Origin of the sequence: Pedobacter rhizosphaerae, assembly GCF_900111155.1 — a bacterium.
Lineage (GTDB): Bacteria > Bacteroidota > Bacteroidia > Sphingobacteriales > Sphingobacteriaceae > Pedobacter > Pedobacter rhizosphaerae.
Genome location: NZ_FOGG01000024.1, coordinates 21058 through 47405, shown reverse-complemented (window position 1 = coordinate 47405; position 26348 = coordinate 21058). Strand labels below are relative to the sequence as shown.

Here is a 26348-nt window from a genome sequence, read left to right as displayed (position 1 = left end):
ATTTATTACTTTGAGTATAACTCGATGATTAAGTTTTCCTTAATGTTTTCAGGAATCTCGTCACGTTGAGGATAAGTTAAGAACTTACCTGATAACTGACTAGCATCCCACTCTAACCAGGCAAATTTATTGATTACTCTGCCTGCAACTGAGTTAGTAATTGATTCTAGTGATTTTGATTTCTCGCGAACCGCAACCACATCACCAGCTTTCAACTGATATGAAGGGATATTTACAACTTCACCATTCACGGTTACGTGTTTATGGCTAACTAACTGGCGTGCACCAGAACGGGTTGTTGCAATACCTAAACGGTAAACGGTATTATCTAAACGTGCTTCTAACAATTGTAATAAGTTATCACCAGTGATACCTGCACGAGAAGATGCTTTTTTAAACAAGTTACTGAACTGTTTTTCTAATACACCATAAGTGTATTTTACTTTTTGCTTCTCCATTAACTGGATTGCATATTCAGATTGTTTTCCTCTTCTTTTTGAAACGCCATGTTGGCCAGGAGGATAATTTTTTCTGTCTAACACCTTATCAGGACCGAAGATTGGTTCTCTGAACTTACGGGCGATTTTACTTTTTGGGCCTGTATATCTTGCCATTTTCTTTTGTTTTAAAGTATCATCCGGTCTGTAACCGAAGATTCTTAGCTTTAAAAATTTTTAATTAAACTCTTCTCTTTTTAGGAGGACGACATCCGTTGTGTGGAAGTGGAGTAATATCTTTAATAGATGTTACTTCGATACCTGCTACTTGTAATGTTCTGATTGCAGATTCACGACCTGAACCCGGACCTTTTACAAATACTTCAACTTTACGTAAACCTAAATCAAATGCTACTTTACCGCAATCTGAAGCTGCTTGACCAGCTGCATAAGGCGTGTTCTTTTTAGAACCTTTAAAGCCCATTTTACCAGCAGAAGACCATGAAATAGTCTGTCCGTTGTTGTTTGTTAAGGTAACGATGATGTTGTTGAAAGTAGCATTGATGTGTGCCTGACCAACAGGCTCAATTACAACGATACGTTTTTTTGTTACTTTTTTACTCTTAGCCATGTTTATTTTTACTATAATGAAAGAATGATTGAGTTTTGAATGAGAGAATGCCTAAACATTCAATAATTCAGTCATTCGATAATTCAATCATTAATTTTTTCTACTTAGTAGCTTTTTTCTTGTTAGCAACTGTTTTTCTCTTACCCTTACGAGTACGTGAGTTATTTTTAGTACGCTGACCACGAGAAGGTAAACCTTTTCTGTGACGTAGACCACGGTAGCAACCGATATCCATTAAACGTTTGATGTTCAACTGAACTTCTGAACGTAAAGCACCTTCTACTTTAATCTCATCGTTAATCATTGTACGGATTGCTGATAACTCATCATCAGACCAATCTTGTACTTTTTTGTTTAAATCGATACCTGCAGTAGTTAATATACGTTGTGCAGTTGTTCTACCTATACCATAGATATAAGTTAAACCGATCTCACCTCTTTTGTTTCTTGGTAAATCAATACCTGAAATCCTTGCCATATTTATTTATGTTTTTGAGTAATTCCGAACGGCGGGCCACCGTTGTACGGTACATTACAATATTTTCTAATTACCCTTGACGTTGCTTGTATTTAGGATTTTTCTTGTTGATTACGTAAAGTTTACCTTTACGGCGAATAATCTTACAATCAGCGCTACGTTTTTTAATTGATGATCTAACTTTCATTTTATTTATATCTATAAGTGATGCGTCCCTTTGTTAAATCATAAGGAGACATCTCCAATTTTACTTTATCCCCAGGAAGAATTTTGATGTAGTGCATCCGCATCTTTCCTGAAATATGCGCAATAATCTCATGTCCGTTCTCGAGTTCTACTCTGAACATCGCATTAGATAATGCTTCTCTTATTACGCCGTCTTGTTCAATTGAGGCTTGTTTAGCCATATTTTATTGATTGTTACTTAATTAGCTGCTTCTAAACAGGGTTGCAAAATTAAATAAAAAAATTTAATTATTTATTTTTTTTGTTGTAAAACTTCTTCTATAATAGAAAAGGTCGATAAAACATCTGCCTGGCCCTTTTTTATGGCTACTGTATGTTCAAAATGTGCTGAAGGTTTATTGTCTTTACTGGTTACCGTCCATCCATCCTTATGAAACTTAACACCTGCTACGCCAGCATTAATCATTGGCTCAATCGCAATCACCATTCCTTCTTCAAGTTTTGGCCCGCTACCGCGCTTTCCATAATTAGGTACTTCGGGTTTCTCGTGAAGTTTAACACCTACACCATGTCCTACTAATTCTCTTACTACTCCAAAACCATTGGCTTCTGCATGTTGCTGTACGGCAAAACCGACATCACCAATTCGCATTCCGCTTACTGCTTTCTCCACTCCCAATTCCAGGCAGCGTTTGGTTACCTCTACTAATTTTTGCTTTTCGGCATCAACCTCTCCAATAGAAAAAGTGTACGCCGAATCGCCAAAATAATTGTTTTTGATTACCCCACAATCCACCGAAATCAGATCTCCTTCTTGTATTACATAATCACTCGGAAAACCATGAACAACTTGCTCATTGGGTGAAATACATAAAGAATAAGGGAAACCATTATAGTTTAAAAAAGCAGGGATTGCTCCATGATCATTAATAAACTCATAAGCAAGTTTATCTAATGCTAAAGTAGTCATACCTGCTTTAATCACTTTGGCTACTTCAGCTAAAGTTTTAGAAACAAGTAAAGAACTCTCTCTTATTAACTCGATCTCTTCTAGAGATTTGTAATAGATTTTAGACATCCTTAAGAACTACAACGCAGCATTGCTACTAGCCGCAGGAACTCCTGTTCTACCAGTAACTCTACCCGTTTTCATTAAACCATCATAGTGACGCATTAAAAGATAACTTTCAATTTGCTGTAAAGTATCTAATACTACACCCACTAAAATTAATAATGAAGTACCACCAAAGAAGTGAGCAAATTCTTGCTTAATTCCAAATTTAACCGCTAACGAAGGCAGAATAGCAATGATCGCTAAAAATACCGCTCCTGGGAAAGTGATTTTAGAAATTACATCATCAATAAAAGTTGATGTTGCAAACCCCGGCTTAACACCTGGGATAAAACCACCATTTTTCTTCATATCATCACTCATTTGAGTTGGATTTACCGTGATAGCGGTATAGAAGAAAGTAAAAGCGATAATTAAAAATGCGAATGTTAAGCTATAAGCCAACGATGTTGTGTTACTAAATTGAATTAACCAAGATCCTTGTAACGAAGGCATAAGCGACATTAAAGCTCCTGGAATGAACATTAACGCTTGAGCAAAAATGATTGGCATAACCCCGGCAGCATTTACCTTTAAAGGAATGTACTGACGAACACCGCCAAACTGACGATTACCAACGATTTTTTTAGCGTACTGTACAGGAACCTTGCGCACACCTTGAACAATTAAAATGGTAAACATTACCACTGCAAACAAGGCAACAATTTCTAAAACCAAGGCAACAGGACCTCCGCCTTCGGCAGATGAACCAACACGTGCACTAAATTCTTGACTGATTGCTACTGGTAAACGAGCAATGATACCTACCATGATGATAAGTGACGTACCGTTACCAATACCTTTATCCGTAATTTTTTCACCTAACCACATTACAAATAATGTACCTGCCGTTAAAACAAACGTAGATAACACTAAGAATAAAGTATTGGGTAATAAAATAGCTTCTGCGGGAACCTGAGTTTTAACGTAACCAACTGATTGAACGATGGTAATCGCTACCGTTAGGTAACGTGTAATCTGGTTCATTTTTTTTCTACCACTTTCGCCTTCTTTCTGCATTTTTTGGAAAGAAGGAACAGCAATACCCAATAGTTGCACCACAATAGATGCAGAGATATAAGGCATTACGCCCAAAGCTAAGATCGATACACGAGAAAAAGAACCTCCGGCAAACATATCCAGTAAGCCTAAAAGTCCTGATTTTTCGTTATCTCCCAAAGCATTTGGATCTACACCTGGTAAAACCACGTGAGATACAAAACGGTATACCAAAAGAATTAAGAGCGTAAACAAAATACGCTCTTTTAATTCTTGAATTTTCCAGATATTACTTAAAGTAGTAAATAGCTTCTTCATTTAATAATTACAATTTTACAATAGAACCACCTGCAGCTTCAATAGCTTTTTGTGCGGTTGCAGAAAACGCATGTGCTGTAACTTCTAATTTTGCTTTTACTTCACCACGACCTAAAACTTTTACTAAGTCGTTTTTAGAAGCTAAACCATGCTCTTGTAAAGCAGCGAAATCAATTGTAGTTAAATTGAATTTCTCAGCTAAGCCTTGTAAAACATCTAAGTTTACACCAACATACTCTGTACGGTTAATTGGTTTGAAACCAACTTTAGGTACACGACGTTGCAAAGGCATTTGACCACCTTCGAAACCAACTTTACGTGAGTAACCAGAACGTGAACCAGCACCTTTGTGACCACGAGTTGAAGTACCGCCACGACCTGAACCAGTACCACGACCAATTCTTTTTCTGTTTTTTGTAGAACCTGCTGCAGGTTTTAAATTACTTAAATTCATTTTTTTGAATTTGTGTTGCCCTTCGCTTTCACTAAACAGGTACAACGATTAAACATATATAAAGGCAGTACCAGATTTTCTCCGATACTACCTTCAAATAATTATTAGATACTTTCGATTGCTACTAAATGATTCACTTTGCGAATCATACCAATGATTTGTGGAGTAGCTTCAACCTCAACACTTTGGTTTAATTTAGATAAACCCAAAGCCTGAACGGTTCTCTTTTGGCGCTCGCTTCTGTCGATAACGCTTTTTATTTGTGTTACTTTGATCTTAGCCATGATATTATCCGTTGAATACTTTGTTTAAATCAATACCACGAGTTTGAGCTACTGTATAAGCATCACGCATTTTAGTTAATGCATCAACAGTTGCTTTTACCACGTTGTGTGGGTTAGATGAACCTTTAGATTTTGCTAATACGTTATGGATACCAGCACTCTCTAATACAGCACGCATTGCACCACCAGCAATTACTCCAGTACCTACTGCAGCTGGTTTGATCAATACAAAACCACCTGAGAATTTACCGATTTGCTCGTGAGGAACAGTACCGTTTAAAACCGGAACTTTCACCAAGTTCTTTTTAGCATCATCCACTCCTTTAGCGATAGCTTCAGTTACTTCTTTTGCTTTACCTAAACCGAAACCTACAACACCGTTCTCATCACCTACTACAACAATTGCAGAAAAGCTGAAAGTACGGCCACCTTTGGTTACTTTGGCAACGCGTTGTATACTAACCAAACGATCCTTTAATTCGATATCGGTGGTTTTTACTCTTTTTATATTAATAGTTGACATCTTACTTTTTCTTCAGATTAAAATACTAAACCAGCTTCGCGGGCACCCTCTGCCAACGATTTCACACGACCGTGATATAAATAGCCATTTCTATCGAAAACAACTTGTTTAATACCAGCTGCAATTGCTTTTTCGGCAACTAATTTACCTACTGCAACTGATTGATCGCTTTTGCTTCCAGTACCTGCAAAATCTTTAGATGTTGATGATGCTGAAACTATTGTTGTACCAGTAACGTCGTTAATTACCTGAGCATAAATCCCTTTATTGCTTCTAAAAACAGATAACCTTGGACGCTCTTCCGAACCGGTAAGTCTTTTTCTGATCCCTTTTTTAATACGATCTCTTCTTGATAATTTTTTACCTGCCATGATTACTATTTTTTAGATGCTGATTTACCTGCTTTTCTTCTTAACACTTCACCTACAAACTTGATACCTTTACCTTTGTAAGGCTCTGGTGCACGTAACGAACGGATTTTCGCTGCTACCTGACCAATCAATTGTTTGTCGATACTCTCTAAAATGATTTTAGGAGTCTGACCTTTTTCTGATGTAGTTGTTACTTTAATCTCTTCTGGTAATTGGAATACATAGTGGTGAGAATAACCTAAAACTAAATCTAAAGTGTTGCCTTGGTTTGAAGCACGGTAACCAACACCTACTAATTCTTGTTCTAATTTATAACCAGTTGTAACACCAACAACCATATTGTTAAGCAATGAACGGTATAAACCATGTAATGCTTTGTGTTTCTTTTGATCAGAAGGACGAGTTACTGTTAAAATACCGTCTTCTTGACTTACAGTGATATCTTTATCTACTGCTTGAGCTAATTCACCTTTAGGGCCTTTAACTGTAACTAAGTTATCGTTAGATACAGTGATAGTAACACCTGCAGGGATTGTAATTGGGGCTTTTCCTATTCTTGACATTGTGCTGTTCTCCTAAATATTAATAAACGTGACACAATACCTCACCACCAATGTTTAATTTGGCTGCTTCTTTATCGGTCATAACACCTTTAGAAGTTGATAAGATTGCGATACCTAAACCGTTTAATACTCTTGGCATATTATCTACGCCTGCATATTGTCTCAAACCTGGTTTACTTACTCGCACTAATGTACGAATAGCAGGAATTTTAGTTATTGGATTGTACTTCAAAGCAATTTTGATGGTGCCTTGAACTGTAGTGTCCTCAAATTTATAATTCGCGATGTAACCTTTATCAAAAAGTACTTTAGTAATTTCCTTTTTAAGGTTTGATGCAGGAATTTCTACAACTCTGTGGTTGGCCTTAATGGCATTCCTTACTCTTGTTAAATAATCTGCTATTGGATCTGTATTCATTATTTATTGTTTTTGATAGTGGTTTCCTGACGCTACCCAGCGATGGGACCTGCTATCGGTTAAAATTCTGTTTCAGTATATAGACATAAGTATCAAGTATCAAGAAACCTTTCGGTCTCGATACTTGATACTCTGTACTAGCTACTTTATATTACCAAGATGCTTTTTTAACACCTGGTATTTTACCGTCTAACGCCATTTCGCGGAACGTTACCCTTGAGATACCAAAGGTACGCATATAACCACGAGGACGGCCAGTTAATTTACAACGGTTGTGTAAACGTACTGGAGAAGAGTTCTTAGGTAGTTTATCTAAACCTTCGAAATCACCCGCTGCTTTTAAAGCTGCACGTTTTTCAGCGTATCTAGCAACCAATTTTTGGCGCTTAACTTCGCGTGCTTTTACACCTTCTTTTGCCATTATTCTGCTGTTTTTTGATTTTTAAATGGTAATCCGAATTGTTTCAATAACTCTAAAGCCTCAACATCAGATTTGGCCGAAGTTACGAAAGTAATATCCATACCTAAAATTTTATTGATTTTATCGATATTAATCTCTGGGAAGATGATTTGCTCAGTAACACCTAAAGTGTAGTTACCTTGTCCATCAAATCCTTTGTCATTGATACCTTTGAAATCGCGAATACGTGGCAAAGCTACAGAGATCAAACGATCTAAGAACTCGTACATGTTATTGTCACGCAACGTTACACGTACACCTACTGGCATACCTTTACGTAATTTAAAGTTAGAGATATCTTTCTTAGATTGTGCCTGAACCGCTTGTTGACCAGTAATAGTGGTTAACTCAACGATAGTAGAATCTACGATCTTCTTATCAGTAACAGAAAAACGACCTACACCCTGATTGATACAGATTTTTTCCAATTTAGGAACCTGCATTACAGTTTTGTACTGGAATTTTTCTTTTAATGCATTTACAACTTCTTCTTTGTATTTGCTTTTTAATCTAGGTGTAGCCATTATTTAATTTCCTCCCCTGAAACTTTAGCAACTCTAACCAATTTACCTTCAGCGTTAGCCTTACGACCAACACGGGTAGGTTTACCAGATTTTGGATCAACCAACATCAGGTTAGAAATATGAAGAGCGGCTTCTTTTTTAATAATACCACCGTTTGGATTAGCAGCATTTGGTTTAGTGTGTTTAGACACTAAATTGATACCTTCTACAACGGCTCTGTTTTTATCTTTAAGTACTTCAAGTACTTTTCCTTGTTGACCTTTTGAATCGCCAGCAATGATTTTAACTAAATCACCTTTACGGATCTTTAATTTAACTGGTGTATTTACTTTGTTTCCCATTTTATAATACCTCCGGTGCTAATGATACAATTTTCATGAATTGTTTTTCACGTAGTTCTCTCGCAACCGGGCCAAAGATACGTGTACCGCGTGGCTCATCCTGTGCGTTCAATAATACAGCTGCATTATCGTCGAAACGGATATAAGAACCATCTTTACGTCTGATCTCTTTCTTTGTTCTTACCACAACTGCTTTAGATACTGTACCTTTTTTTACGTTACCTGATGGTAAAGCGCTTTTTACGGTAACAACTACTTTATCTCCAATTGAAGCATAACGTTTACCAGTTCCACCCAGTACACGAATTACTAATACTTCTTTTGCGCCGCTGTTATCAGCAACGTTTAATCTTGATTCCTGTTGTACCATCTTATTTAGCCCTTTCTAAAATTTGTACCAATCTCCAGTTCTTGTTTTTACTCAAAGGACGAGTTTCCATGATTAATACCGTATCACCGATACCACATTCGTTTTTCTCATCGTGAGCCATAAATTTGGTAGTTTTCTTCACGAACTTACCATAAATCGGGTGCTTCACTTTACGTTCAACCGACACAACAACAGATTTATCCATCTTGTTGCTTACCACCAACCCGGTTCTTGTTTTTCTTAAATTTCTTTCCATTTGGACTCTAAAATTATTTAGTTTCAGTAGCTGACTCAGCTTTAACAACTTTAGTCAGTTCAGTATTTAAACGGGCTATATCTTTCCTTACTTTTGAAATACGTGAAGGATTTTCGATAGCTGAAATGGTGTGAGCGAACTTTAATTTTGACAAGTTCTCTTTTTCTTCCGCAATCTTAGCTACTAATTCTTCTTTTGAAAGCCCTGTGATTTCTGAATTTTTCATTTTTATTTTTCTTTTACGATTGAGTGTAGCGGTTATAAAAACAAGTATTTACAACATTCATCTCAACACTTTACTATGCTTCTACGTAATCTCTACGTACTACAAATTTAGTTTGGATTGGTAATTTCTGTGCAGCTAAGCGTAATGCTTCTTTAGCAACTTCTAAAGGAACACCTTCAGCTTCGAAAATTACACGTCCGGGTCTAACTACTGCTACCCAGTATTCAGGAGCACCCTTACCTTTACCCATACGTACCTCAGCAGGCTTTTTAGTTACCGGTTTGTCCGGGAAGATCCTGATCCATACTTGTCCTTCACGTTTCATGAAACGAGTTACGGCAATACGGGCAGCCTCTATCTGGCGACTTGTGATCCAAGTGGCTTCTAAAGATTTGATACCGAAAGATCCGAATGCTAATTCAGCTCCACGAGAAGCTAAACCTTTCATTCTGCCTTTTTGCATCTTCCTGAACTTCGTTCTTTTTGGCTGTAACATTTTATTTTGTTCTAATCGTTAAACGATGTTAATAAATCAATTATTTACGAGGACCTCTGTTAGCGCCTGCGCCACCACCTCTGTTTCCACCACCTTGACCAGGACGACCTTGGTTTCCACCACGTCTGTCACCACCGCCACGGTTGTCTCTTCCACCACCTCTGTTATCTCTTCCACCGAATGCTGGTTTCTCTGACTGGCCTTTAGGACCGTTGTTTGTTGATCCGATGTTCGGAGACAAATCACGTTTTCCATAAACCTCACCTTTACAGATCCAAACTTTGATACCTATTTTACCATAAGTAGTTAAAGCTTCTGCTAAAGCATAGTCGATATCAGCACGTAAGGTATGTAAAGGAACTCTTCCTTCTTTGTACTGCTCAGTACGTGCCATCTCAGCACCACCTAAACGACCAGAAGTCATGATTTTAATACCTTCAGCACCCATACGCATTGTTGATGCGATAGAAGATTTCATTGCTCTACGGAATGAGATCCTTGCTTCTAATTGTTTTGCAACACCTTCTGCAACTAATTGTGCATCAAGTTCCGGGCGTTTAATCTCGAAAATGTTAATTTGAATTTCCTTTTTAGTCAATTTCTTTAACTCTTCTTTGATTTTATCAACCTCTGCACCTGCTTTACCGATTACGATACCTGGACGAGCTGTGTGGATAGTTACAGTGATACGTTTTAACGTACGCTCGATAACTACTTTTGCAACACCGCCTTTTGCGATACGAGCAGAAAGGTATTTTCTGATTTTTTCATCCTCAACTAATTTATCGGAGTAGTTGTTGCCACCGAACCAGTTAGAATCCCATCCTTTGATGATACCTAACCTGTTACCTATTGGATTTGCTTTTTGTCCCATTTCCTGATATTAGTTTTGAGTTTCTGTATTTTTACTGTCTACGATCAAAGTTACGTGGTTAGAACGTTTACGAATTCTGTATCCACGGCCTTGAGGTGCCGGTCTCAAACGTTTAAGCTGGCGACCACCGTCTACCATTACTGTTTTTACAAATAATTGGCTTTCTTCAGGGCGAGCACCTTCATTTTTAGATTCCCAGTTTTTGATAGCAGATAATAATAATTTCTCAACTCTTATTGCTGCTTCTTTATTGGTAAACTTTAAAATGCTTAATGCTTTCTCTACACGTTCACCTCTGATAAGATCTACAACCAAACGCATCTTACGCGGTGAGGTTGGACAATTGTTTAATTTTGCTACTGCTTCCATTGTCTAATTATTTTTTCTTTTCAGCGTGTCCTCTGAATGTACGAGTTGGAGCAAATTCTCCTAACTTGTGACCAACCATGTTTTCTGTAACATACACAGGAATAAATTTATTTCCGTTGTGTACTGCAAATGTATGACCAACAAAATCTGGTGAGATCATTGATCTGCGAGACCAAGTTTTGATTACAGTTCTTTTGCCTGAATCATTCATAGAGCTAACTTTTCTCTCTACGTTATGGTCAATATAAGGTCCTTTTTTTATCGAACGAGCCATTATTTCTTCCTTCTCTCTATGATGTAACGATTAGAATATTTCTTAAGTTCTCTAGTTTTGTAGCCTTTAGACAACAAACCTTTTCTAGAACGTGGGTGACCACCTGATGATCTACCTTCACCACCACCCATTGGGTGATCGACAGGGTTCATTGCTACCGGTCTTGTTCTTGGACGACGACCTAACCAACGTTTACGACCTGCTTTACCTAATACTTCGTTAGCGTGATCAGAGTTAGATACAGCTCCGATAGTTGCTAAACAAGTAACCAAGATTAAACGGGTTTCACCTGAAGGCATTTTCAAGGTAGCATATTTACCATCGCGGGCAGCTAATTGTGCGTAAGCACCTGCACTACGAGCTAATTGTGCTCCTTTTCCAGGATGGATCTCTACATTATGAATGATAGAACCTAATGGAATGTTTGATAATTTTAAAGTGTTACCTACTTCTGGAGCTGCAGTATCGCCAGAAACTAATTTCTGACCAACTTGTAATCCCTCAGGAGCGATGATATAACGCTTCTCGCCATCTGCATAGTGTAATAATGCGATACGTGCAGTACGGTTTGGATCGTATTCTACAGTAGCTACTGTAGCAGGAATATCAAATTTATCGCGTTTGAAGTCGATAATACGATATGATTTTTTATGACCACCACCCATGTAGCGCATAGTCATTTTACCTGTATTGTTACGTCCACCAGACTTTTTTGATGATACAACCAATGATTTTTCGGGCTTGGTTGCTGTAATCTCCGTAAAACTAGCCCCTACTCTAAAGCGGGTACCCGGAGTAACTGGTTTAAATTTTCTTAAGCCCATAGTTATTTTTAATTATTAAATTAAAGATTTGCGTAATAATCTATTGTTTCACCGTCTTTTAACGTTACGATTGCTTTTTTGTATTTCGGGCTACGGCCTGAAACAAAACCTGCTTTAGTGTAACGAGATTTAGCTTTTCCATCTACAACCATTGTATTGATAGCTACGATAGTAACACCGTATAATTTCTCAATAGCTGCTTTAATTTGCAATTTGTTTGCTTTATGGTTTACGCTAAATGTGAAACGGTTAGATTTCTCAGTTAAAGCTGAAGCTTTTTCGGTTAATATTGGTTTTTTTAAAATTTCCATATTACTTGGCAAATGCCTCCTCCAAAGTTTTAACAGAATCTGCAGTTAATAAAAGTTTGCCAGCGTTTAATACATCATATGTATTTAATTCTGCTGCAGTAATTACTTTAGTTTTCTGAACGTTTCTGCTTGATAAATAGATATTATTATTTTGCGCAGGTAAAACCAACAAAGTTTTCTCAGAACCTACGTTTAACGCAGCGATTAAACTTGTGAAGTTTTTAGTTTTAATCGTATCGAAGTTGAAATCTTCTAAAACTACCACGTTGTTATCTTTCGCTTTATAAGCTAAAGCTGATTTACGTGCTAAAGATTTTAATTTCTTGTTCAATTTAAAACTGTAATCACGTGGCTGAGGACCGAAAACACGACCACCACCATTGAATAATGGAGATTTAATGCTTCCTGCACGTGCACCACCTGTACCTTTTTGTTTGTATAGTTTGCGAGTAGAACCTGCAATCTCATTACGTTGTTTAGATTTGTGAGTACCTTGACGTTGGTTAGCCAAATACTGTTTTACATCTAAATAAATCGCGTGGTCGTTAGGCTCGATACCGAATACCGATTCAGGAAGTTGCACCTTGGCACCTGTTTCTTTACCTGAAATGTTTAATACTTTAACTTCCATCTGACTACTTATCTAAGATTACGTAAGAACCCTTAGCTCCTGGAATGGAACCACTAACTACTAATAAGTTTTGATCAGCGTAAACTTTCAAAACCTGTAAGTTTTGAATTTTCACTCTGTCTCCACCTGTTCTTCCTGCCATGCGCATTCCTTTGAATACACGTGAAGGGAAAGATGATGCTCCCAATGAACCTGGGGCACGTAAACGGTTATGCTGACCGTGAGTCTGCATACCAACACCACCAAATCCGTGGCGTTTCACAACACCTTGAAAACCTTTACCTTTTGAGGTTCCTACAACATCAACAAAATCGCCTTCTGCGAATGCATCAACTGTTACTACATCACCTAAATTAAGTGCTGTTGTAAACGAGTTGAATTCTACCAGTTTGCGTTTTGGAGTTGTGTTCGCTTTAGCGAAATGGCCTTTTAACGGTTGAGTTGTGTTTTTCTCTTTAGCCTCATCGTATCCTAACTGGATAGATGAATAACCGTCTTTTTCTTCGGTTTTTACCTGTGTAACTACACAAGGCCCAGCTTCGATCACTGTACAAGGAATGTTTCTTCCTTCAGCATCGAAAATACTGGTCATTCCTACTTTTTTTCCAATAATTCCTGACATTTTATCTTTTAATTTAACACCCATCGAAGCAGTAGGGCTTCGTTCAAGGTGGTTGTACATCCCCCGAAAGGGACGGCAAAAATAGGAAAGAATTATTAATTTTCAAATAGTTAGCTAAATATTTTTTCAAATAATTTGCTGATAGATGGGAAGTTAGCTAAAAAAGCAGGGCTAATGTGCCAATCCGCCATTTAAACTGATAGTGATGATCCCAAGTATGATGATACCGATAAGAACATATAGGTAATCTCGTTCGATTAAAAAGCTAAAAAGTGCGAAAACGATACGTGCTATAGGCGTGAATATCAGCATCAAAACGCCAAATTGAACAATCGCATCGCCATGAAAGGTTAAAACCCCTTTGAAAATAGATGCAATGGAAGAAAATTTAGACAGCTCTGGTTTGAATACCGCATAATCGGTTATTACACCCTTGTTATGCACCAGGTATATTATGCCCCCAAGCAGTACTATGCTCATAGAAATAATTACTCCGGCACGTAAAAGTGTGCCCAAGATCACCTGGATATCCCTATCGTTCAAATTTTCTTTTCTCGTCTCAGCCATTACATTGTGCCACTTAAACCTTTATATATCATTTGCAGGGCCAGAAAAATAACAACCACCGCAAACACAGCCTTTAGTTTATCTGTCTTTGTTTTAATCAATACCTTTGAGCCAACTGTAGCCCCTGTTAACACGCCAATACACACTGGCATAGCTATGCCCGGATCAATTTGCCCCCTGTGGAGATAAACGATGGCACTGGCTGCCGCCGTAACCCCCATCATAAAATTACTGGTGGTGGTAGACACTTTAAAAGGCAAACGCATAATATTATCCATTGCAATCACTTTCAAAGCTCCACTCCCAATACCCAATAATCCAGAAAGTGTACCTGCGAAAAGCATCATAGAAAAGCCGCCTGCAACATTTTTAACGGCATAGGTTTGTGTTACGCCTTTATCAGGAAAACTACCATTCAACTTAAAAAACCTGGCCAACTTACTGGAATCATCTTGTGTAGAGTGATCTACTTTTTTCTTTAGCGTCATGATTGCCGAAAAAATCAATATAAAGCCAAAAATTATCGCAATATAATCCGGGTTAAGATAAACCGCTACAATTGCCCCGCATATGGCCCCAACAGTTGTGGCAATTTCCAGAAACATCCCGATTCGGATATTGGTAATTCCTTCTTTTACATACGCTGCCGCCGAACCTGATGACGTTGCTATAACCGATACAATTGATGCTCCAATGGCGTAATGAATATCCACTCCTAAACCCAGGGTTAATAAGGGAATAATAATTACTCCACCACCTAAACCGGTTAGTGAGCCCAAAAAACCAGCTAGAAGTGCGCCAACCAAAACAATTAAGGTAAATAGCAATACCGACATGCAGACAAATATAATCTACAGTTTTCTTCTAAACGAAGGATTAAGCGGATAAAATAAAGTCTATATGCTATATAGAAATGATTGAATGAGTAAAGAAATGAATGAGTAAAGAAATGAATGAGTGAATGATGGTGAATTACTGAGGAGTAAATTATTGATTATGCTCCTTCAGGCTAAATTGGCTCGTATCTACCTCCACCGCTACCAATTTCTTCTTAAGTGCAACTACCGCCTCATCGAAAAGTACTTTAGAAACATTATTATATTGTGCTCCACTCAAATAAATTCGAAACGCTGGCCTAAGCCTGGCCTGTGCCAGCATCATTTTTAAAGAAACTACAGAATTTTCTAAGCTTTCACTTACGGACTGCCCTTTTTTAATCATTACAGCTGTAGTTACATCAAAAGGTACGAAAGTTGAAGAATCTACTGGTTTATTCTTAATATAGGGATCGGGGTTTAGCTTTTGGCTTGGATCATAAAATCGCAGGAATAGAAAAGTATTACTGGAGTCGCCATAGTTCATCATACTTTTCTTCATCATCGTCATCTTTTTATGCTTATCCAGCAATACGGTCACAAATTGGGCGCTATCTGGATGCTGAATAAACTTTCTGAGTTCTACATTTGTAAGGGCGTGTTTTAATGCAGGTATCCGATCCAATGTATTTTCTTCTTTGATTATGGGAAGCAATAAAACGTCGATATCCTGATCATTACTGTAAAGGTAAACTGGCCCTAAGGTTTTAGCAAAACTATCCAGTACCAGTTTAGAAGCCTTAATATTTTCTTTGTAACGCAGCTCACTATTTCGGAAAGCCTCCTTTATTTCTCTATCCTTGTTCTCCCGAATAAAATCTGTTCCGCACGTTTTAACAAAAATGAGTATTGAAAAGAGAATTCCAACAGGCCAAATAATCGCTTGTTTACTATACTTGGTTTTAATTTTATCAAGCTGCCGGAATGGACTTTCTTTTGAAAGTAGGTCGCCATTAACAAGCTGTGAATCTTTTTCAGGAGCTGCTGATGGAATATCCCGCTCGAGATGAACATGCAAATCATCTATAAAATTTCTGAATATTACCGCATCGGCTGAAGTATTAAATACACTGCCTATATCGCTCACCCCCCACACCAACTTACGGCCAGATTTCAACACAATCTTTAATGAAGGTGCCGGCGCACCAAACCAGGCAGGATGTGGAATACGATCTATCTCCTTATACTCCACTCTACCAAAAAATGAGGAAGTGAAGCCACCATTATCTAGAACGATCTGATCTGATCCCTTCCCCTTCTGATAAAAAAGCCAGCCACCTACGATAAAAGGAACAAAAACGGCCAATATAATCAGCACAATATTTAACACATTGCATAGCAACAGTGTAACCATTAAACTGAAGCCCAATATGGCACCGTAGATAAGATATCTTACTGATTTTACTATCTGAAAATTGAAAGAATAAGAAGGCATGAGAAGCGCATTAAATTAAATCTATTTTCCCAGCCGCTTAATCATCTCCGCACTTAAATCTCTTCCATCATTCAATCTATTGGCAAAAAAGGATTTTGCAGCTTCGAAATGCGCCTTATACCCGTTAATATCACCATAACCAATAATAGATGCCCACTCGTGCACTGCCGTATGAAACTCTAAATCATCACCTCTGATTGATTTATCATATAAAGCCGTTTGGATAGACTCTTCCAGCATGTCTTCATTCTTAAATAAATATTCGGCTATGCCTAAACGCAATTTAAAGGGCGGTGTTTGGCATATCAGGTTATCGTATGGATTAACGCCCATTTTATACCAGGCATATACCATACTCAGCAAACTGAGGTGAGAATTGGGCTTCTGTTTGTGCTCAGCGTCAGAAAGACTAAATTCCTTCATAATCTTATCATCGAGCAACAAAAGCTGCCTGCTTTCATGGAAAACAAAATCGCGGGCAGCAAAAATTTTAGCCCTGAATTCAGCTTCATTCTCGCAAATCATCAATTTAAATAATTCAGACTCTGCCTGTGCATAGTACTTAACCTGTTTCTGTGCATATGGGTTTAAGATGGCCAAACCGGCATAAATGTGAGATTTGTAGCTAAAAATCCTTAATGTAGTTAAAATCTTAACATTATCTATTCCTCCTGCATAAGCAGGGTTATCCCAGGGGAAAAAACCAGCATTCTTCCAGGCAGAGCCCATACTTTCGAAACCCATATGGGTAACTGCCTGCGTATCGGCCACTATCCGATCGTGCTCTTTATAATCATCCATTTCGATGATGATGGATTTTAAAGACTGGTATACCTGAAGGGCTTTTGCGTAAACCTCATCAGTAGCCCGATGCCTTACCACAACAAGTGTTTGCCCTTCAGGGCTAAAAGCTGGTCCGTGTAGCGAATGACAAGTTACGATCTGAACATCTTCGGGAAGGTATTTTTCAAAGGCAGCTATTTCAGGATGCTTAACTGAAGTTTGCCCGGAAACAATTGCGCCAAATTTGGTAGAACGTGCAAAGGTTGAAACCACCTCATCTATCTTTTCTGCCTCCACACAATAAATGATGAAATCTGATTTTCGGGAAACCTCATGCCCATCAACCAAAATCTCGATTCCCTTAGGTTCAAGCTCCTTTTTTAAGTCAGCAAAACGCAGTGGCATATCTGCCCCACATACCTTATATCCTGAAGCGGCAAACGATAAAGCATACAATTTGCCCATATCGCCCAAGCCTATTATTCCTATTTGCATGGAACAAATGTAATCTATCGTTAATTAAATTATAATAAATCTCCGATAAAATTGTTATGTTATAAATCAAAACGAACTTGTTTTTATATTTTCACATTAAGATTTATCCCGGTGGATCGAAAAGAAAATATTTAAAACGTAGTTTTACATTAAGAATCTATAATTTAACTATGCAAAAACCAAAACACCTTTTACTGTTTTTTATGGCCATGTTGATGTTCAGTACAACATTCGCCCAAGTTGTTAGAGACACTTCAAAAAATGCCGACCCTTCTTTAAACGGGCAGTATAATTTCATGTTGTCTAAATCAAAAAACTTTAATGGAGCTAGATTGATTAATCCTTCAAGGCTATCTTCACTATGGAAAAGTGTTAATGATACATTGAAGAAAGAGCGTAAACAGCTTCAGGAGGCCCGACAACAAATTAAATCGCAGAACGAAAACATTGCCGGATTAAAAACTGAAGTTTCGGGGAAAGAGAGCTCCCTGGCCTCTTCAAATGCCATGGTTAATGAAATTAAGTTTCTAGGTATTTCTTTTAACAAGGGTACTTACAACACTATTGTGTGGACAATCATTATTGTTCTGGCAGCTGTACTCGCATTCATTGTATTCCAATCTGGCAAATACCGGAGAGAGGCCATCTATAGAACGCAACTCTACCAGGAAGTAGCAGATGAATTCCAAACGCATAAAGTTAAGGCAAAGGATAAAGAAATGAAACTTGCACGCGAACTACAAGACGAGCGAAATAAGTGGGATGATGGCAGAGGCAGATAAATAAATCTTAAAAAGATTTGAGCCCGTTAAACCTTTATTAGATAGGTTTAACGGGCTCTTTTGCTTTGTATAGGGATAAATTAAGTTTCTGACGGAAAAGAAATCCCTTTGATATTCCGATAAAGATCTACGGCATATAAGTCAGTCATGCCCGAAACAAAATCCAATACACTTTGCGTACGTGAGTAAATATCAGGTAAATCGGTGTGATATTGCTTAGGAATCAGTTTTACGAGTTTCTTGTAATAATGCGTGTTGTTATTAATCAATGCAGGCACAAACTCCTCTAACAATCCAGCCATGATTTTATATCCTGCCACTTCTTTCTGGATTACTGATGAGAAATTATAAATCCGCTCGATGGAAACTGCCTCAATAGCTTTCCAGGCAGTTAAATAGGGCTCAGGAATTAAGTCGGTGAGACTGTAATTTAAATCTCCCTTCAATAACAGTTCCTGTTCTCTGTAAAATATGTTGGCACATAAACCTGTTAAGGTATTAATTGCCTTTGCCCTTAAAAGTCCAATTTTTGCATCATCATCTTCATAATCATTTATCAAACGATCTTCAATCGTTTTCGAATTCGCAAAAGGTAATAAATAACCCTTCACCTCTTCATAAGATAATATTTTCAGTCGATGTGCATCTTCCAAATCGATAATGCTATAACAGATGTCATCTGCTGCTTCTACGATATACACCAAGGGGTGTCTTTTATAAATTAAGTGCTCCGATTCCTCCTGTTCCAGATGAAGTTCTGTAGCAATTCTTTTAAAGGTTTCTACTTCTGACTGGAAAAAGCCATATTTTTTACGGTGTAGTAATCCTTTTTGTTTACCTGCTATAGAAGAACAAGGATATTTGGCGATAGATGCCAAAGTAGAATAAGTTAAGGCATAAGCATCATTTCCCTTTCCTTTGAGTGGGTGGGTTAAAATCCTGATGGCATTTGCATTTCCTTCAAAATTGATCAAATCATGCCATTGTTCATCGCTCATCTGATCTTTATACACCTTTCCATCGCCATCGGTGAAATATCTGGAGATTGCGGCCTCGCCGGAGTGACCAAATGCGGGGTTACCCAGATCATGCGCCAGGGCGGCAGCTGCAACAATATTTCCAACCTCTGTAATTAAAGGTGCTTCTTTGATCAAATCTGGGTTTCTTTCTTCCACGGTATTGAGGAAAATATTAGCCATTGACCTGGCTACACTGGCCACCTCCAAACTATGTGTTAAGCGATTATGAACAAAAACACTCCCAGGCAAGGGGAATACCTGTGTTTTATTTTGCAAACGCCTAAATGGAGAAGAAAAAATCAGTCTGTCGTAATCCCGTTGGAAATCAGATCTTGCTTTATCTGTACTTGCACCATACTGTTCCTGACCAAACCTTTTATTTGAGAGTAAATATTTCCAATCCATTTATAATAGCCTATATTAAATATGGCGCAAGTTAATCAAAAGCGAAAAATGGCAATGAAATAATTATGCTAAAATCTATTAAAAGGACAGCTATTGAAAACTTTTACCTTTTGGAAATGTTTTTTAAGAAAAGGAAGTTATGAAAACGAGTATTTATAACAAAAAAGAACATTTAGAAGGATATGTTGGTGATGATAAAGAAGCCGCAGAAAAATCTGACGTTCAAAAAGCTTATGAACAGGGAAATGATACCAATGAAGTGACCAGTTTTGGTAGAGAAACCATTGCAAAAGAAAATGCAACCAACTTAAGGAATATGCCTGTAAAAGCTAAAGACGGTTACGATAACACCGGAACACAAGGAAAAGATTCTCTAAGCGACGATTCATATCATTCTGCCGACAGGCATCCAAGTGTAGAGAGTGCGGCAAGCGGCACAGGAAGTTCATCTGATGATTTTAAGGATGTAAAACATCCCGTTCAGCAAAGAGATGAGGATGAGGTACTCAATACAGGAATTTAAAAATATAAAGCTATGGGATTATTAAAATATGCATTACTTGGAGCAGCGGCCGTTTATGGTTACCAATATGCAACAAAGAAAAGAGTAACGGATGGCAAGTCGCTAGTAGATGATTTTAAGGAAAAATCTCCTGAAATCATAGATAAGATTAAGGAATTTGGTCAAAATATGAAAAGAGATTTCAGACAGACAAGCGACTTATACTGACAAATTCTAATCTAATTCTAATACAATAAATATTGATATTTATCAATAAGTAATTATCAAATATACTTGCCTATTGGAATAAAGATTATCAAATTTGCGACCTAATTAAAACTCGCGACGACGATTAAAACAAAATCAATTAACTAAAACGATTTGAGGGTTATTCAAAAACGCTGCTTAAATTAACGCATTCTGTTGTAGAGTTTTATGATCAATCCATCTACCGGGATAATCATACATCAAGTAAAAAGGGATTAACAAATATTTAATCCCTTTTTATTTATAAGTCTCTGCCCCCGATGCCTTTTTCTTCCTTCTTATTCTGCTTTGCAATATCAGTATCATTTACAAACTTGCTATTTTTTAAATTCTTTCTGATCTCAGCATTGTCTAGCTCTTCTGTTTTGGACTGATGCGCTTCGTCTGGCGAATCTTTCCTTTTAAAAGCGGCATTATTAACTGCATGGCCATACGTTGCATCATCACCATCCCATTCTATCCCATCATCCTCTTTCATTGGCTTATTTTGTTCTGATTTATTATTTTCCATGTCCTGTTTTATTAATCTTTTAATAATAAACAACTGAATTATTGAAAAGGTTTATTAAATAACTAAAAATGAAATACATAAGCAGATTTAGTTTTTACCTTTATTTTGCTTATCGTGTTGTACATCTTCCACATCTGCTTCGGTTGAACCATTTTCATCACGCTGCTCAGGCGGATTATCCATACGCGAAAGTTCCAGTTCTGAAAATGGGCTTACCTCAACAGTTTTGCCTTGCTCTGCAGCAGATGATGGTGTTATTCCATCTTTTTTAGTCTCGTTATTCATCAGGTTAATGTTTAAAGTTATAACAACAGATGCGGCAACAAAGTTTAGTATTAGTATAAAAACAAAAAAGCCTCAACTTTCGTTAAGGCTTTTTTGTTTCTCTTTAAAATCTATCACACTTTGATTTCAACTTCAACACCGCTAGGTAATTCAAGTTTCATCAAAGCATCAACTGTTTTAGAGTTAGAGCTATAAATATCCAATAAACGTTTGTAAGCGCATAATTGGAACTGCTCTCTAGCTTTTTTGTTTACGTGTGGAGAACGTAATACAGTAAAGATTTTTTTCTCTGTAGGAAGTGGAATTGGACCACTTACAACTGCACCCGTAGGTTTAACAGTTTTTACGATTTTCTCAGCAGATTTATCTACTAAGTTATAATCGTAAGATTTTAATTTAATTCTGATTCTTTGGCTCATTTTTTATTTAATTATGATCATTGTTAGAGCTATTTATAACATTGACCGGATTTATCATTGAGTATCAGGTATTTAGTATCAAGTATCAAGACGTTAAATCTATCTCGATACTTTTATCTTGCTACTTGATACTTTTATCTTGATACTTTATTACTAGTCTTCAGACTTGATTCTACCTTTAGATTTAGCAATTACTTCATCCTGTACGTTTTTAGGCGCAGCTTCGTAGTGGTCAAATTCCATTGTAGAAGTTGCACGTCCTGAAGTGATTGTACGTAACTGAGTTACATAACCGAACATTTCAGAAAGAGGCACAGTTGCTTTAATTACCTGAGATCCATTACGAGTATCCATACCTAATAATTGACCACGACGACGGTTCATATCACCGATAACATCACCCATGTTTTCTTCAGGGGTTAAGATTTCGATTTTCATGATTGGCTCCATCAAAGTAGGTTTACATTTAGGTAAAGCTTCACGATATGCCATACGGGCTGCAAGCTCGAATGATAAAGCATCTGAATCGACTGCGTGGAATGAACCATCAATCAAACGTACTTTCATATCAGGAAGTGGATAACCAGCTAATACACCATTAGACATTGCTGCTGCAAATCCTTTTTCTACTGAAGGGATAAATTCACGTGGAATTGAACCACCTGTAATTTCGTTTACGAATTGTAAACCACCTTTTTCGAAATCTGCATCAATTGGAGAAATAACAACCTGGATATCGGCGAATTTACCACGACCACCTGATTGTTTTTTGTATGTTTCACGGTGTTGAGTAGTACCAAAGATAGCTTCTTTGTAAGCTACTTGTGGCGCTCCTTGGTTAACCTCTACTTTAAATTCGCGTTTTAAACGGTCAATTAAAATATCTAAGTGAAGCTCACCCATACCAGAGATTACAGTTTGACCAGTTTCCTGATCAGTTTGAACTCTGAATGTTGGATCTTCCTCAGCTAATTTGGCTAAGCCCATACCCAATTTATCTACGTCTGCCTGAGTTTTAGGCTCAATAGCTAAACCGATAACTGGCTCAGGGAATACCATTGATTCAAGAACGATAGGGTGTTTCTCATCACATAGTGTATCACCAGTTTTGATATCTTTAAATCCAACTACCGCAGCAATATCACCAGCAGCTACATTAGGAACTGGGTTTTGCTTGTTAGCGTGCATCTGGAAGATACGAGAAATACGCTCTTTACTTTCTGAACGTGTATTGTAAATGTATGAACCAGCCTCTAAGTTACCCGAGTAAACACGGATAAAGCATAAACGACCTACGAATGGGTCTGTTGCAATTTTAAATGCTAAAGCTGCAAAAGGCTCATCAATACTTGGTTTTAATAAAACTTCTTCGTTAGTATCAGGGTTAGTACCTACAACACCTTCAGAATCTAAAGGAGAAGGCAATAATTCCATTACATAATCCAACATGGTTTGAACACCTTTGTTTTTGAAAGATGAACCACAAACCATAGGTACGATTTTAGCATCTAAAACAGCTGCACGTAAAGCGTCTAAAACTTCGCGCTCAGTAATTGTTTCAGGAGCTTCGAAGAATTTCTCCATTAGAGACTCATCATAATCAGCAACTGATTCTAATAATTTCTCTCTCCACTCAGCAACCTCATCAATCATATCATCAGGAATAGGAACTTCGGTAAAGGTCATACCTTTATCGTGCTCATTCCAAACGATACCACGGTTGTTGATCAAATCAACTACACCTTTGAATTGGTCTTCAGAACCGATAGGTAATTGCAAAGGAACTGCATTACTACCTAACATATCTTTAACTTGTTTAACAACTTTTAAGAAATCTGCACCAGAACGGTCCATTTTATTAACGAAACCGATACGGGCAACGTTATAGTTGTTAGCCAGGCGCCAGTTAGTTTCAGATTGAGGCTCAACACCATCAACAGCTGAAAACAAGAACACTAAACCATCTAATACACGTAACGAGCGGTTTACCTCTACGGTAAAATCCACGTGTCCCGGTGTATCGATAATGTTCATGTGATAGTTCTGGTTTCTGTATTTCCAGTTAACTGTAGTTGCAGCAGAAGTAATGGTAATACCACGCTCTTGCTCTTGTGCCATCCAGTCCATGGTTGCAGCACCTTCGTGCACTTCACCAATTTTATGACTTACACCAGCATAATAAAGAATACGCTCAGTTGTTGTAGTTTTACCTGCATCGATGTGAGCCGCGATTCCAATATTTCTTGTAAATTTTAAATCTCTTGCCATTTTTTTTATTAATGAATGAATGACCGAATGTTTGAATGAGTAAGTGCATAACACCTTTCATCATTCAATTATTCAGTCATTCAAAATTCAATCATTTTATACTAGAATCTGAAGTGAGAGAACGCTTTGTTAGCCTCAGCCATTTTGTGCGTATCTTCTTTCTTCTTAACAGCAGCACCTTCACCTTTAGCAGCAGCTACGATTTCACCAGCTAATTTCTCTTTCATGGTTTTTTCACCACGTTTACGAGCATATAAAATTAACCATTTCATACCTAAAGCTGTTTTACGCTCTGGTCTAACCTCAGTTGGAACCTGGAAGTTAGCACCACCTACACGACGGCTTTTAACCTCTACAGCAGGCATAATGTTAGTTAAAGCACGTTTAAAGATCTCTAAACCGTTTTCACCAGCTTTTTTCTCAGCGATTTCAACAGCATCGTAAAAAATTGAATATGCGATAGATTTTTTTCCATCGTACATCATGTTGTTTACAAAACGAGTTACCTGAACATCATTAAATTTTGGATCAGGAAGAATAATTCTCTTTTTTGGTTTTGACTTTCTCATTTCTTATTTCCTCCTGATTATTTCTTTTTGCCTTTTGCAGGTGCAGCAGCTGCCTGACCTGGTTTAGGACGTTTAGTACCATATTTAGAACGACGTTGGTTACGACCAGCAACACCTGATGTATCCAATGCACCACGAATGATGTGGTAACGTACACCCGGTAAATCCTTAACACGACCACCACGGATCAAAACGATCGAGTGTTCTTGCAAGTTATGACCTTCACCAGGGATGTATGCATTCACCTCTTTTCCGTTTGTTAAACGAACACGGGCTACTTTACGCATTGCTGAGTTTGGTTTTTTAGGGGTAGTGGTATATACACGTGTACATACTCCTCTTCGCTGTGGACAGCTGTCCAACGCTGGAGACTTACTCTTGAACTCCAGTGCTACTCTACCTTTTCTAACTAATTGTTGAATGGTTGGCATTGTTGCTTTTTATGTTTCTTTTTTATTTATTTTTCCCGTTAAACAGCTTGCTGCATAGCAAGCCCACGAAACGGACTGCAAAAGTAGAACAATTCTTTTTAAAAATCAAGGGGTTAGGATAAAAAGTTTTCAGTTTGAAGTTCTTGGTTACAGGTTGCAACAGAATGAGTTGCAGTTCGGTTTTGAGTTTTCAGTTTTCAAACCACCAGGATGATCCACAAGGTATTCTAAATACTTTTTTTTTTTGGAAAGCATGTCCAGTAATTCTTTGGCCGGGTTTGGTCCCGCTAATGCTGCTGCCAATAGAAAATATTGGCATACGCGTATATCGGGTTTATAATGCAATGAAAATCGATTTGATTAAAATTTATCTAACAAAACTGCTATTTTTAATAAAAAAAACGCCTCAATGAAAATTTACTGCACAACCTTTTTTCTATTACTAATGCTTTTCAGTAAGCAGATATACGCTAATCAGATAGATAATTTAAAAACAGACAAAGAGGTTGAAGACTTTCTAAAACTGGTACAACCACAATTTGCTAAAAATGGTTCATTTAACATTTATCCTACTGATTCGGTAGCTAAGGCGCTGGATTGCAATGGGGTATTCCGCCAATGGAAAATAAATAACTGGGAAAAAATTGACATTACCAATGACGGCTTGACAGATCTTCTATTTGTAGCCCATTGGTACAATTATAAGTCATTTGCATTGATCGATGATGGTAACAACAGCTTTAAACTTTTCTGGTTCTCTAAGAATTCGTTTGAAAATTGTGATTTTATAAAGCCAATAAAAATAAATTCAAAAAACTACCTTAAAGTTTACCATAAAGCAGTAGAAAGAGACGAACAAAGCAAAATCCCTTTCAGCTATAAAGATCTCGTCATTATAGATACCTTAATTTTCAAATTCAGTGATTTTATCGAGTTCAACCCAACTCCCAAAAATAAATCTGAAATCGCTACCATTGAAATATACACCAGTACCTGTTTTGGCACTTGTCCCTCCTTTACGCTCCAACTGCTTGAAAGTGGATTGGCAAATTTTGATGGAATTGATTACACCAAATTTAAAGGCAAGTCAACTAAAAAGTTGCCAACCAGATTTTTCGAAGAAATTGCAGATTTAATCACCTATATAGATATTAAAAATTTAAAAGACCACTATGAAGTAAGTTGGACCGATGACCAAACAGCAACCATAAAAATCACTTTTAAAGACAAATCCGTAAAGGAGATTAGCGACTATGGCAAGCAGGGAACCTTCGGTTTAAGTGCGGTTTATAGTAAATTGATAAAAATTGGCACCAACTGGAACTCCTATTAATTATGGTTTCCCACATCACCAAAAAAGCCTGCCACTATTATAGCGGCAGGC

At 37.5% G+C, this 26348-nt stretch carries 42 protein-coding genes; 4 read left to right on the top strand and 38 right to left on the bottom strand.

Annotated elements, in window-relative coordinates:
* Positions 1-5: 5 nt before the first annotated feature.
* The 31 genes from rpsD to BMX11_RS17185 form a co-directional block, all read right to left on the bottom strand.
* Positions 6-614 (bottom strand): 30S ribosomal protein S4, encoded by a 609-nt coding sequence (gene rpsD, locus BMX11_RS17335; RefSeq protein ID WP_090886548.1) that lies wholly within the window; start codon positions 612-614, stop codon positions 6-8.
* Positions 615-678: 64 nt separating this feature from the next.
* A complete protein-coding gene (rpsK, locus tag BMX11_RS17330) occupies positions 679-1068 on the bottom strand; it encodes a 30S ribosomal protein S11 (RefSeq protein WP_010599885.1) in 390 nt (129 codons plus the stop codon).
* Positions 1069-1168: 100 nt separating this feature from the next.
* Positions 1169-1546, bottom strand: coding sequence for a 30S ribosomal protein S13 (gene rpsM / locus BMX11_RS17325; protein WP_010599886.1), 378 nt, complete (start codon positions 1544-1546; stop codon positions 1169-1171).
* A gap of 70 nt (positions 1547-1616) precedes the next feature.
* Positions 1617-1733: a 50S ribosomal protein L36 gene (gene rpmJ, locus BMX11_RS17320; protein ID WP_010599887.1), complete on the bottom strand. Its 117-nt coding sequence runs from the start codon at positions 1731-1733 to the stop codon at positions 1617-1619.
* Position 1734: 1 nt separating this feature from the next.
* On the bottom strand, positions 1735-1953 hold the full coding sequence (gene infA / locus BMX11_RS17315) for a translation initiation factor IF-1 (RefSeq protein WP_010599888.1): 219 nt from the start codon (positions 1951-1953) through the stop codon (positions 1735-1737).
* Between the two features lie 71 nt (positions 1954-2024).
* A complete protein-coding gene (gene map / locus BMX11_RS17310; RefSeq protein ID WP_090886546.1) occupies positions 2025-2810 on the bottom strand; it encodes a type I methionyl aminopeptidase in 786 nt (261 codons plus the stop codon).
* A gap of 9 nt (positions 2811-2819) precedes the next feature.
* Positions 2820-4160 carry a preprotein translocase subunit SecY gene (gene secY, locus BMX11_RS17305; protein ID WP_090886544.1) on the bottom strand — a complete coding sequence of 447 codons (1341 nt, stop codon included), beginning with the start codon at positions 4158-4160 and terminating at the stop codon, positions 2820-2822.
* A gap of 7 nt (positions 4161-4167) precedes the next feature.
* Positions 4168-4614, bottom strand: coding sequence for a 50S ribosomal protein L15 (gene rplO, locus BMX11_RS17300; protein WP_090886602.1), 447 nt, complete (start codon positions 4612-4614; stop codon positions 4168-4170).
* A gap of 104 nt (positions 4615-4718) precedes the next feature.
* On the bottom strand, positions 4719-4898 hold the full coding sequence (gene rpmD / locus BMX11_RS17295; RefSeq protein ID WP_090886542.1) for a 50S ribosomal protein L30: 180 nt from the start codon (positions 4896-4898) through the stop codon (positions 4719-4721).
* Between the two features lie 4 nt (positions 4899-4902).
* Positions 4903-5421: a 30S ribosomal protein S5 gene (gene rpsE / locus BMX11_RS17290; RefSeq protein ID WP_090886540.1), complete on the bottom strand. Its 519-nt coding sequence runs from the start codon at positions 5419-5421 to the stop codon at positions 4903-4905.
* Between the two features lie 17 nt (positions 5422-5438).
* A complete protein-coding gene (rplR, locus tag BMX11_RS17285; protein WP_090886539.1) occupies positions 5439-5792 on the bottom strand; it encodes a 50S ribosomal protein L18 in 354 nt (117 codons plus the stop codon).
* Positions 5793-5797: 5 nt separating this feature from the next.
* Positions 5798-6355, bottom strand: a complete 558-nt coding sequence (rplF, locus tag BMX11_RS17280; protein WP_090886537.1) for a 50S ribosomal protein L6 — start codon at positions 6353-6355, stop codon at positions 5798-5800.
* Positions 6356-6374: 19 nt separating this feature from the next.
* Positions 6375-6773 (bottom strand): 30S ribosomal protein S8, encoded by a 399-nt coding sequence (gene rpsH / locus BMX11_RS17275; protein WP_090886534.1) that lies wholly within the window; start codon positions 6771-6773, stop codon positions 6375-6377.
* A gap of 151 nt (positions 6774-6924) precedes the next feature.
* A complete protein-coding gene (gene rpsN, locus BMX11_RS17270; RefSeq protein ID WP_039475193.1) occupies positions 6925-7194 on the bottom strand; it encodes a 30S ribosomal protein S14 in 270 nt (89 codons plus the stop codon).
* The gene (rplE, locus tag BMX11_RS17265; RefSeq protein WP_090886532.1) at positions 7194-7760 is read right to left on the bottom strand and encodes a 50S ribosomal protein L5; all 567 of its coding nucleotides are present in this window, start codon (positions 7758-7760) and stop codon (positions 7194-7196) included. The genes rpsN and rplE overlap by 1 nt, the downstream gene beginning before the upstream one ends.
* Positions 7757-8098: a 50S ribosomal protein L24 gene (rplX, locus tag BMX11_RS17260; protein WP_090886530.1), complete on the bottom strand. Its 342-nt coding sequence runs from the start codon at positions 8096-8098 to the stop codon at positions 7757-7759. The genes rplE and rplX overlap by 4 nt, the downstream gene beginning before the upstream one ends.
* A 1-nt stretch (position 8099) precedes the next feature.
* Positions 8100-8468 carry a 50S ribosomal protein L14 gene (gene rplN, locus BMX11_RS17255; RefSeq protein ID WP_090886529.1) on the bottom strand — a complete coding sequence of 123 codons (369 nt, stop codon included), beginning with the start codon at positions 8466-8468 and terminating at the stop codon, positions 8100-8102.
* A gap of 1 nt (position 8469) precedes the next feature.
* Positions 8470-8724 (bottom strand): 30S ribosomal protein S17, encoded by a 255-nt coding sequence (rpsQ, locus tag BMX11_RS17250; protein ID WP_090886527.1) that lies wholly within the window; start codon positions 8722-8724, stop codon positions 8470-8472.
* Between the two features lie 13 nt (positions 8725-8737).
* The gene (gene rpmC / locus BMX11_RS17245) at positions 8738-8950 is read right to left on the bottom strand and encodes a 50S ribosomal protein L29 (protein WP_090886525.1); all 213 of its coding nucleotides are present in this window, start codon (positions 8948-8950) and stop codon (positions 8738-8740) included.
* A 73-nt stretch (positions 8951-9023) separates the two neighbouring features.
* Positions 9024-9446 (bottom strand): 50S ribosomal protein L16, encoded by a 423-nt coding sequence (gene rplP / locus BMX11_RS17240; protein ID WP_010599903.1) that lies wholly within the window; start codon positions 9444-9446, stop codon positions 9024-9026.
* A gap of 40 nt (positions 9447-9486) precedes the next feature.
* Entirely contained in the window at positions 9487-10320 is an 834-nt protein-coding gene (rpsC, locus tag BMX11_RS17235; protein ID WP_090886522.1) for a 30S ribosomal protein S3, read from the bottom strand.
* 9 nt (positions 10321-10329) lie between these two features.
* Positions 10330-10689, bottom strand: coding sequence for a 50S ribosomal protein L22 (rplV, locus tag BMX11_RS17230; RefSeq protein ID WP_090886520.1), 360 nt, complete (start codon positions 10687-10689; stop codon positions 10330-10332).
* 7 nt (positions 10690-10696) lie between these two features.
* Positions 10697-10963 (bottom strand): 30S ribosomal protein S19, encoded by a 267-nt coding sequence (gene rpsS / locus BMX11_RS17225; protein ID WP_090886518.1) that lies wholly within the window; start codon positions 10961-10963, stop codon positions 10697-10699.
* Complete coding sequence (gene rplB / locus BMX11_RS17220; protein WP_090886516.1) at positions 10963-11787, bottom strand: 50S ribosomal protein L2; 825 nt, start codon at positions 11785-11787, stop codon at positions 10963-10965. The genes rpsS and rplB overlap by 1 nt, the downstream gene beginning before the upstream one ends.
* Positions 11788-11807: 20 nt before the next feature.
* Positions 11808-12098: a 50S ribosomal protein L23 gene (rplW, locus tag BMX11_RS17215; RefSeq protein WP_090886514.1), complete on the bottom strand. Its 291-nt coding sequence runs from the start codon at positions 12096-12098 to the stop codon at positions 11808-11810.
* A 1-nt stretch (position 12099) separates the two neighbouring features.
* A complete protein-coding gene (gene rplD / locus BMX11_RS17210) occupies positions 12100-12729 on the bottom strand; it encodes a 50S ribosomal protein L4 (RefSeq protein ID WP_090886512.1) in 630 nt (209 codons plus the stop codon).
* A 4-nt stretch (positions 12730-12733) separates the two neighbouring features.
* Positions 12734-13351 (bottom strand): 50S ribosomal protein L3, encoded by a 618-nt coding sequence (gene rplC / locus BMX11_RS17205; RefSeq protein WP_090886600.1) that lies wholly within the window; start codon positions 13349-13351, stop codon positions 12734-12736.
* Positions 13352-13522: 171 nt separating this feature from the next.
* Positions 13523-13918: a DUF1634 domain-containing protein gene (locus BMX11_RS17200; RefSeq protein WP_090886510.1), complete on the bottom strand. Its 396-nt coding sequence runs from the start codon at positions 13916-13918 to the stop codon at positions 13523-13525.
* On the bottom strand, positions 13918-14754 hold the full coding sequence (locus tag BMX11_RS17195; RefSeq protein WP_090886508.1) for a sulfite exporter TauE/SafE family protein: 837 nt from the start codon (positions 14752-14754) through the stop codon (positions 13918-13920). The genes BMX11_RS17200 and BMX11_RS17195 overlap by 1 nt, the downstream gene beginning before the upstream one ends.
* A 151-nt stretch (positions 14755-14905) precedes the next feature.
* On the bottom strand, positions 14906-16228 hold the full coding sequence (locus BMX11_RS17190) for a hypothetical protein (RefSeq protein ID WP_090886506.1): 1323 nt from the start codon (positions 16226-16228) through the stop codon (positions 14906-14908).
* A gap of 21 nt (positions 16229-16249) precedes the next feature.
* Entirely contained in the window at positions 16250-17506 is a 1257-nt protein-coding gene (locus BMX11_RS17185; RefSeq protein WP_090886504.1) for a prephenate dehydrogenase, read from the bottom strand.
* Positions 17507-17676: 170 nt separating this feature from the next.
* Here BMX11_RS17185 and BMX11_RS17180 point away from each other — a divergent pair, with 170 nt between their 5' ends.
* Positions 17677-18288 (top strand): hypothetical protein, encoded by a 612-nt coding sequence (locus tag BMX11_RS17180; RefSeq protein WP_090886502.1) that lies wholly within the window; start codon positions 17677-17679, stop codon positions 18286-18288.
* A gap of 80 nt (positions 18289-18368) precedes the next feature.
* On the opposite strand, the gene dgt is transcribed toward BMX11_RS17180, so the two are convergent.
* Positions 18369-19712 carry a dGTP triphosphohydrolase gene (gene dgt, locus BMX11_RS17175; RefSeq protein ID WP_090886500.1) on the bottom strand — a complete coding sequence of 448 codons (1344 nt, stop codon included), beginning with the start codon at positions 19710-19712 and terminating at the stop codon, positions 18369-18371.
* 139 nt (positions 19713-19851) lie between these two features.
* Between dgt and BMX11_RS17170 the strand changes: the two genes are divergently transcribed.
* Positions 19852-20235 carry a hypothetical protein gene (locus BMX11_RS17170; RefSeq protein WP_090886498.1) on the top strand — a complete coding sequence of 128 codons (384 nt, stop codon included), beginning with the start codon at positions 19852-19854 and terminating at the stop codon, positions 20233-20235.
* A 12-nt stretch (positions 20236-20247) separates the two neighbouring features.
* The gene (locus BMX11_RS17165) at positions 20248-20442 is read left to right on the top strand and encodes a hypothetical protein (protein WP_090886497.1); all 195 of its coding nucleotides are present in this window, start codon (positions 20248-20250) and stop codon (positions 20440-20442) included.
* A gap of 280 nt (positions 20443-20722) precedes the next feature.
* On the opposite strand, the gene BMX11_RS17160 is transcribed toward BMX11_RS17165, so the two are convergent.
* The 6 genes from BMX11_RS17160 to rpsL all read right to left on the bottom strand — a co-directional run bounded on the left by BMX11_RS17160 (position 20723) and on the right by rpsL (position 24964).
* A complete protein-coding gene (locus BMX11_RS17160; RefSeq protein ID WP_139180213.1) occupies positions 20723-20992 on the bottom strand; it encodes a hypothetical protein in 270 nt (89 codons plus the stop codon).
* Between the two features lie 87 nt (positions 20993-21079).
* The gene (locus BMX11_RS17155; protein WP_090886493.1) at positions 21080-21277 is read right to left on the bottom strand and encodes a hypothetical protein; all 198 of its coding nucleotides are present in this window, start codon (positions 21275-21277) and stop codon (positions 21080-21082) included.
* A 113-nt stretch (positions 21278-21390) separates the two neighbouring features.
* Complete coding sequence (gene rpsJ, locus BMX11_RS17150; RefSeq protein ID WP_008244591.1) at positions 21391-21696, bottom strand: 30S ribosomal protein S10; 306 nt, start codon at positions 21694-21696, stop codon at positions 21391-21393.
* Positions 21697-21849: 153 nt separating this feature from the next.
* The gene (gene fusA, locus BMX11_RS17145) at positions 21850-23964 is read right to left on the bottom strand and encodes an elongation factor G (RefSeq protein ID WP_090886491.1); all 2115 of its coding nucleotides are present in this window, start codon (positions 23962-23964) and stop codon (positions 21850-21852) included.
* A 101-nt stretch (positions 23965-24065) separates the two neighbouring features.
* Positions 24066-24533 carry a 30S ribosomal protein S7 gene (rpsG, locus tag BMX11_RS17140; protein ID WP_029278632.1) on the bottom strand — a complete coding sequence of 156 codons (468 nt, stop codon included), beginning with the start codon at positions 24531-24533 and terminating at the stop codon, positions 24066-24068.
* 17 nt (positions 24534-24550) lie between these two features.
* Entirely contained in the window at positions 24551-24964 is a 414-nt protein-coding gene (gene rpsL / locus BMX11_RS17135) for a 30S ribosomal protein S12 (protein ID WP_010599925.1), read from the bottom strand.
* Between the two features lie 409 nt (positions 24965-25373).
* Between rpsL and BMX11_RS17125 the strand changes: the two genes are divergently transcribed.
* A complete protein-coding gene (locus BMX11_RS17125; RefSeq protein WP_139180212.1) occupies positions 25374-26297 on the top strand; it encodes a DUF6438 domain-containing protein in 924 nt (307 codons plus the stop codon).
* Positions 26298-26348: the final 51 nt, after the last annotated feature.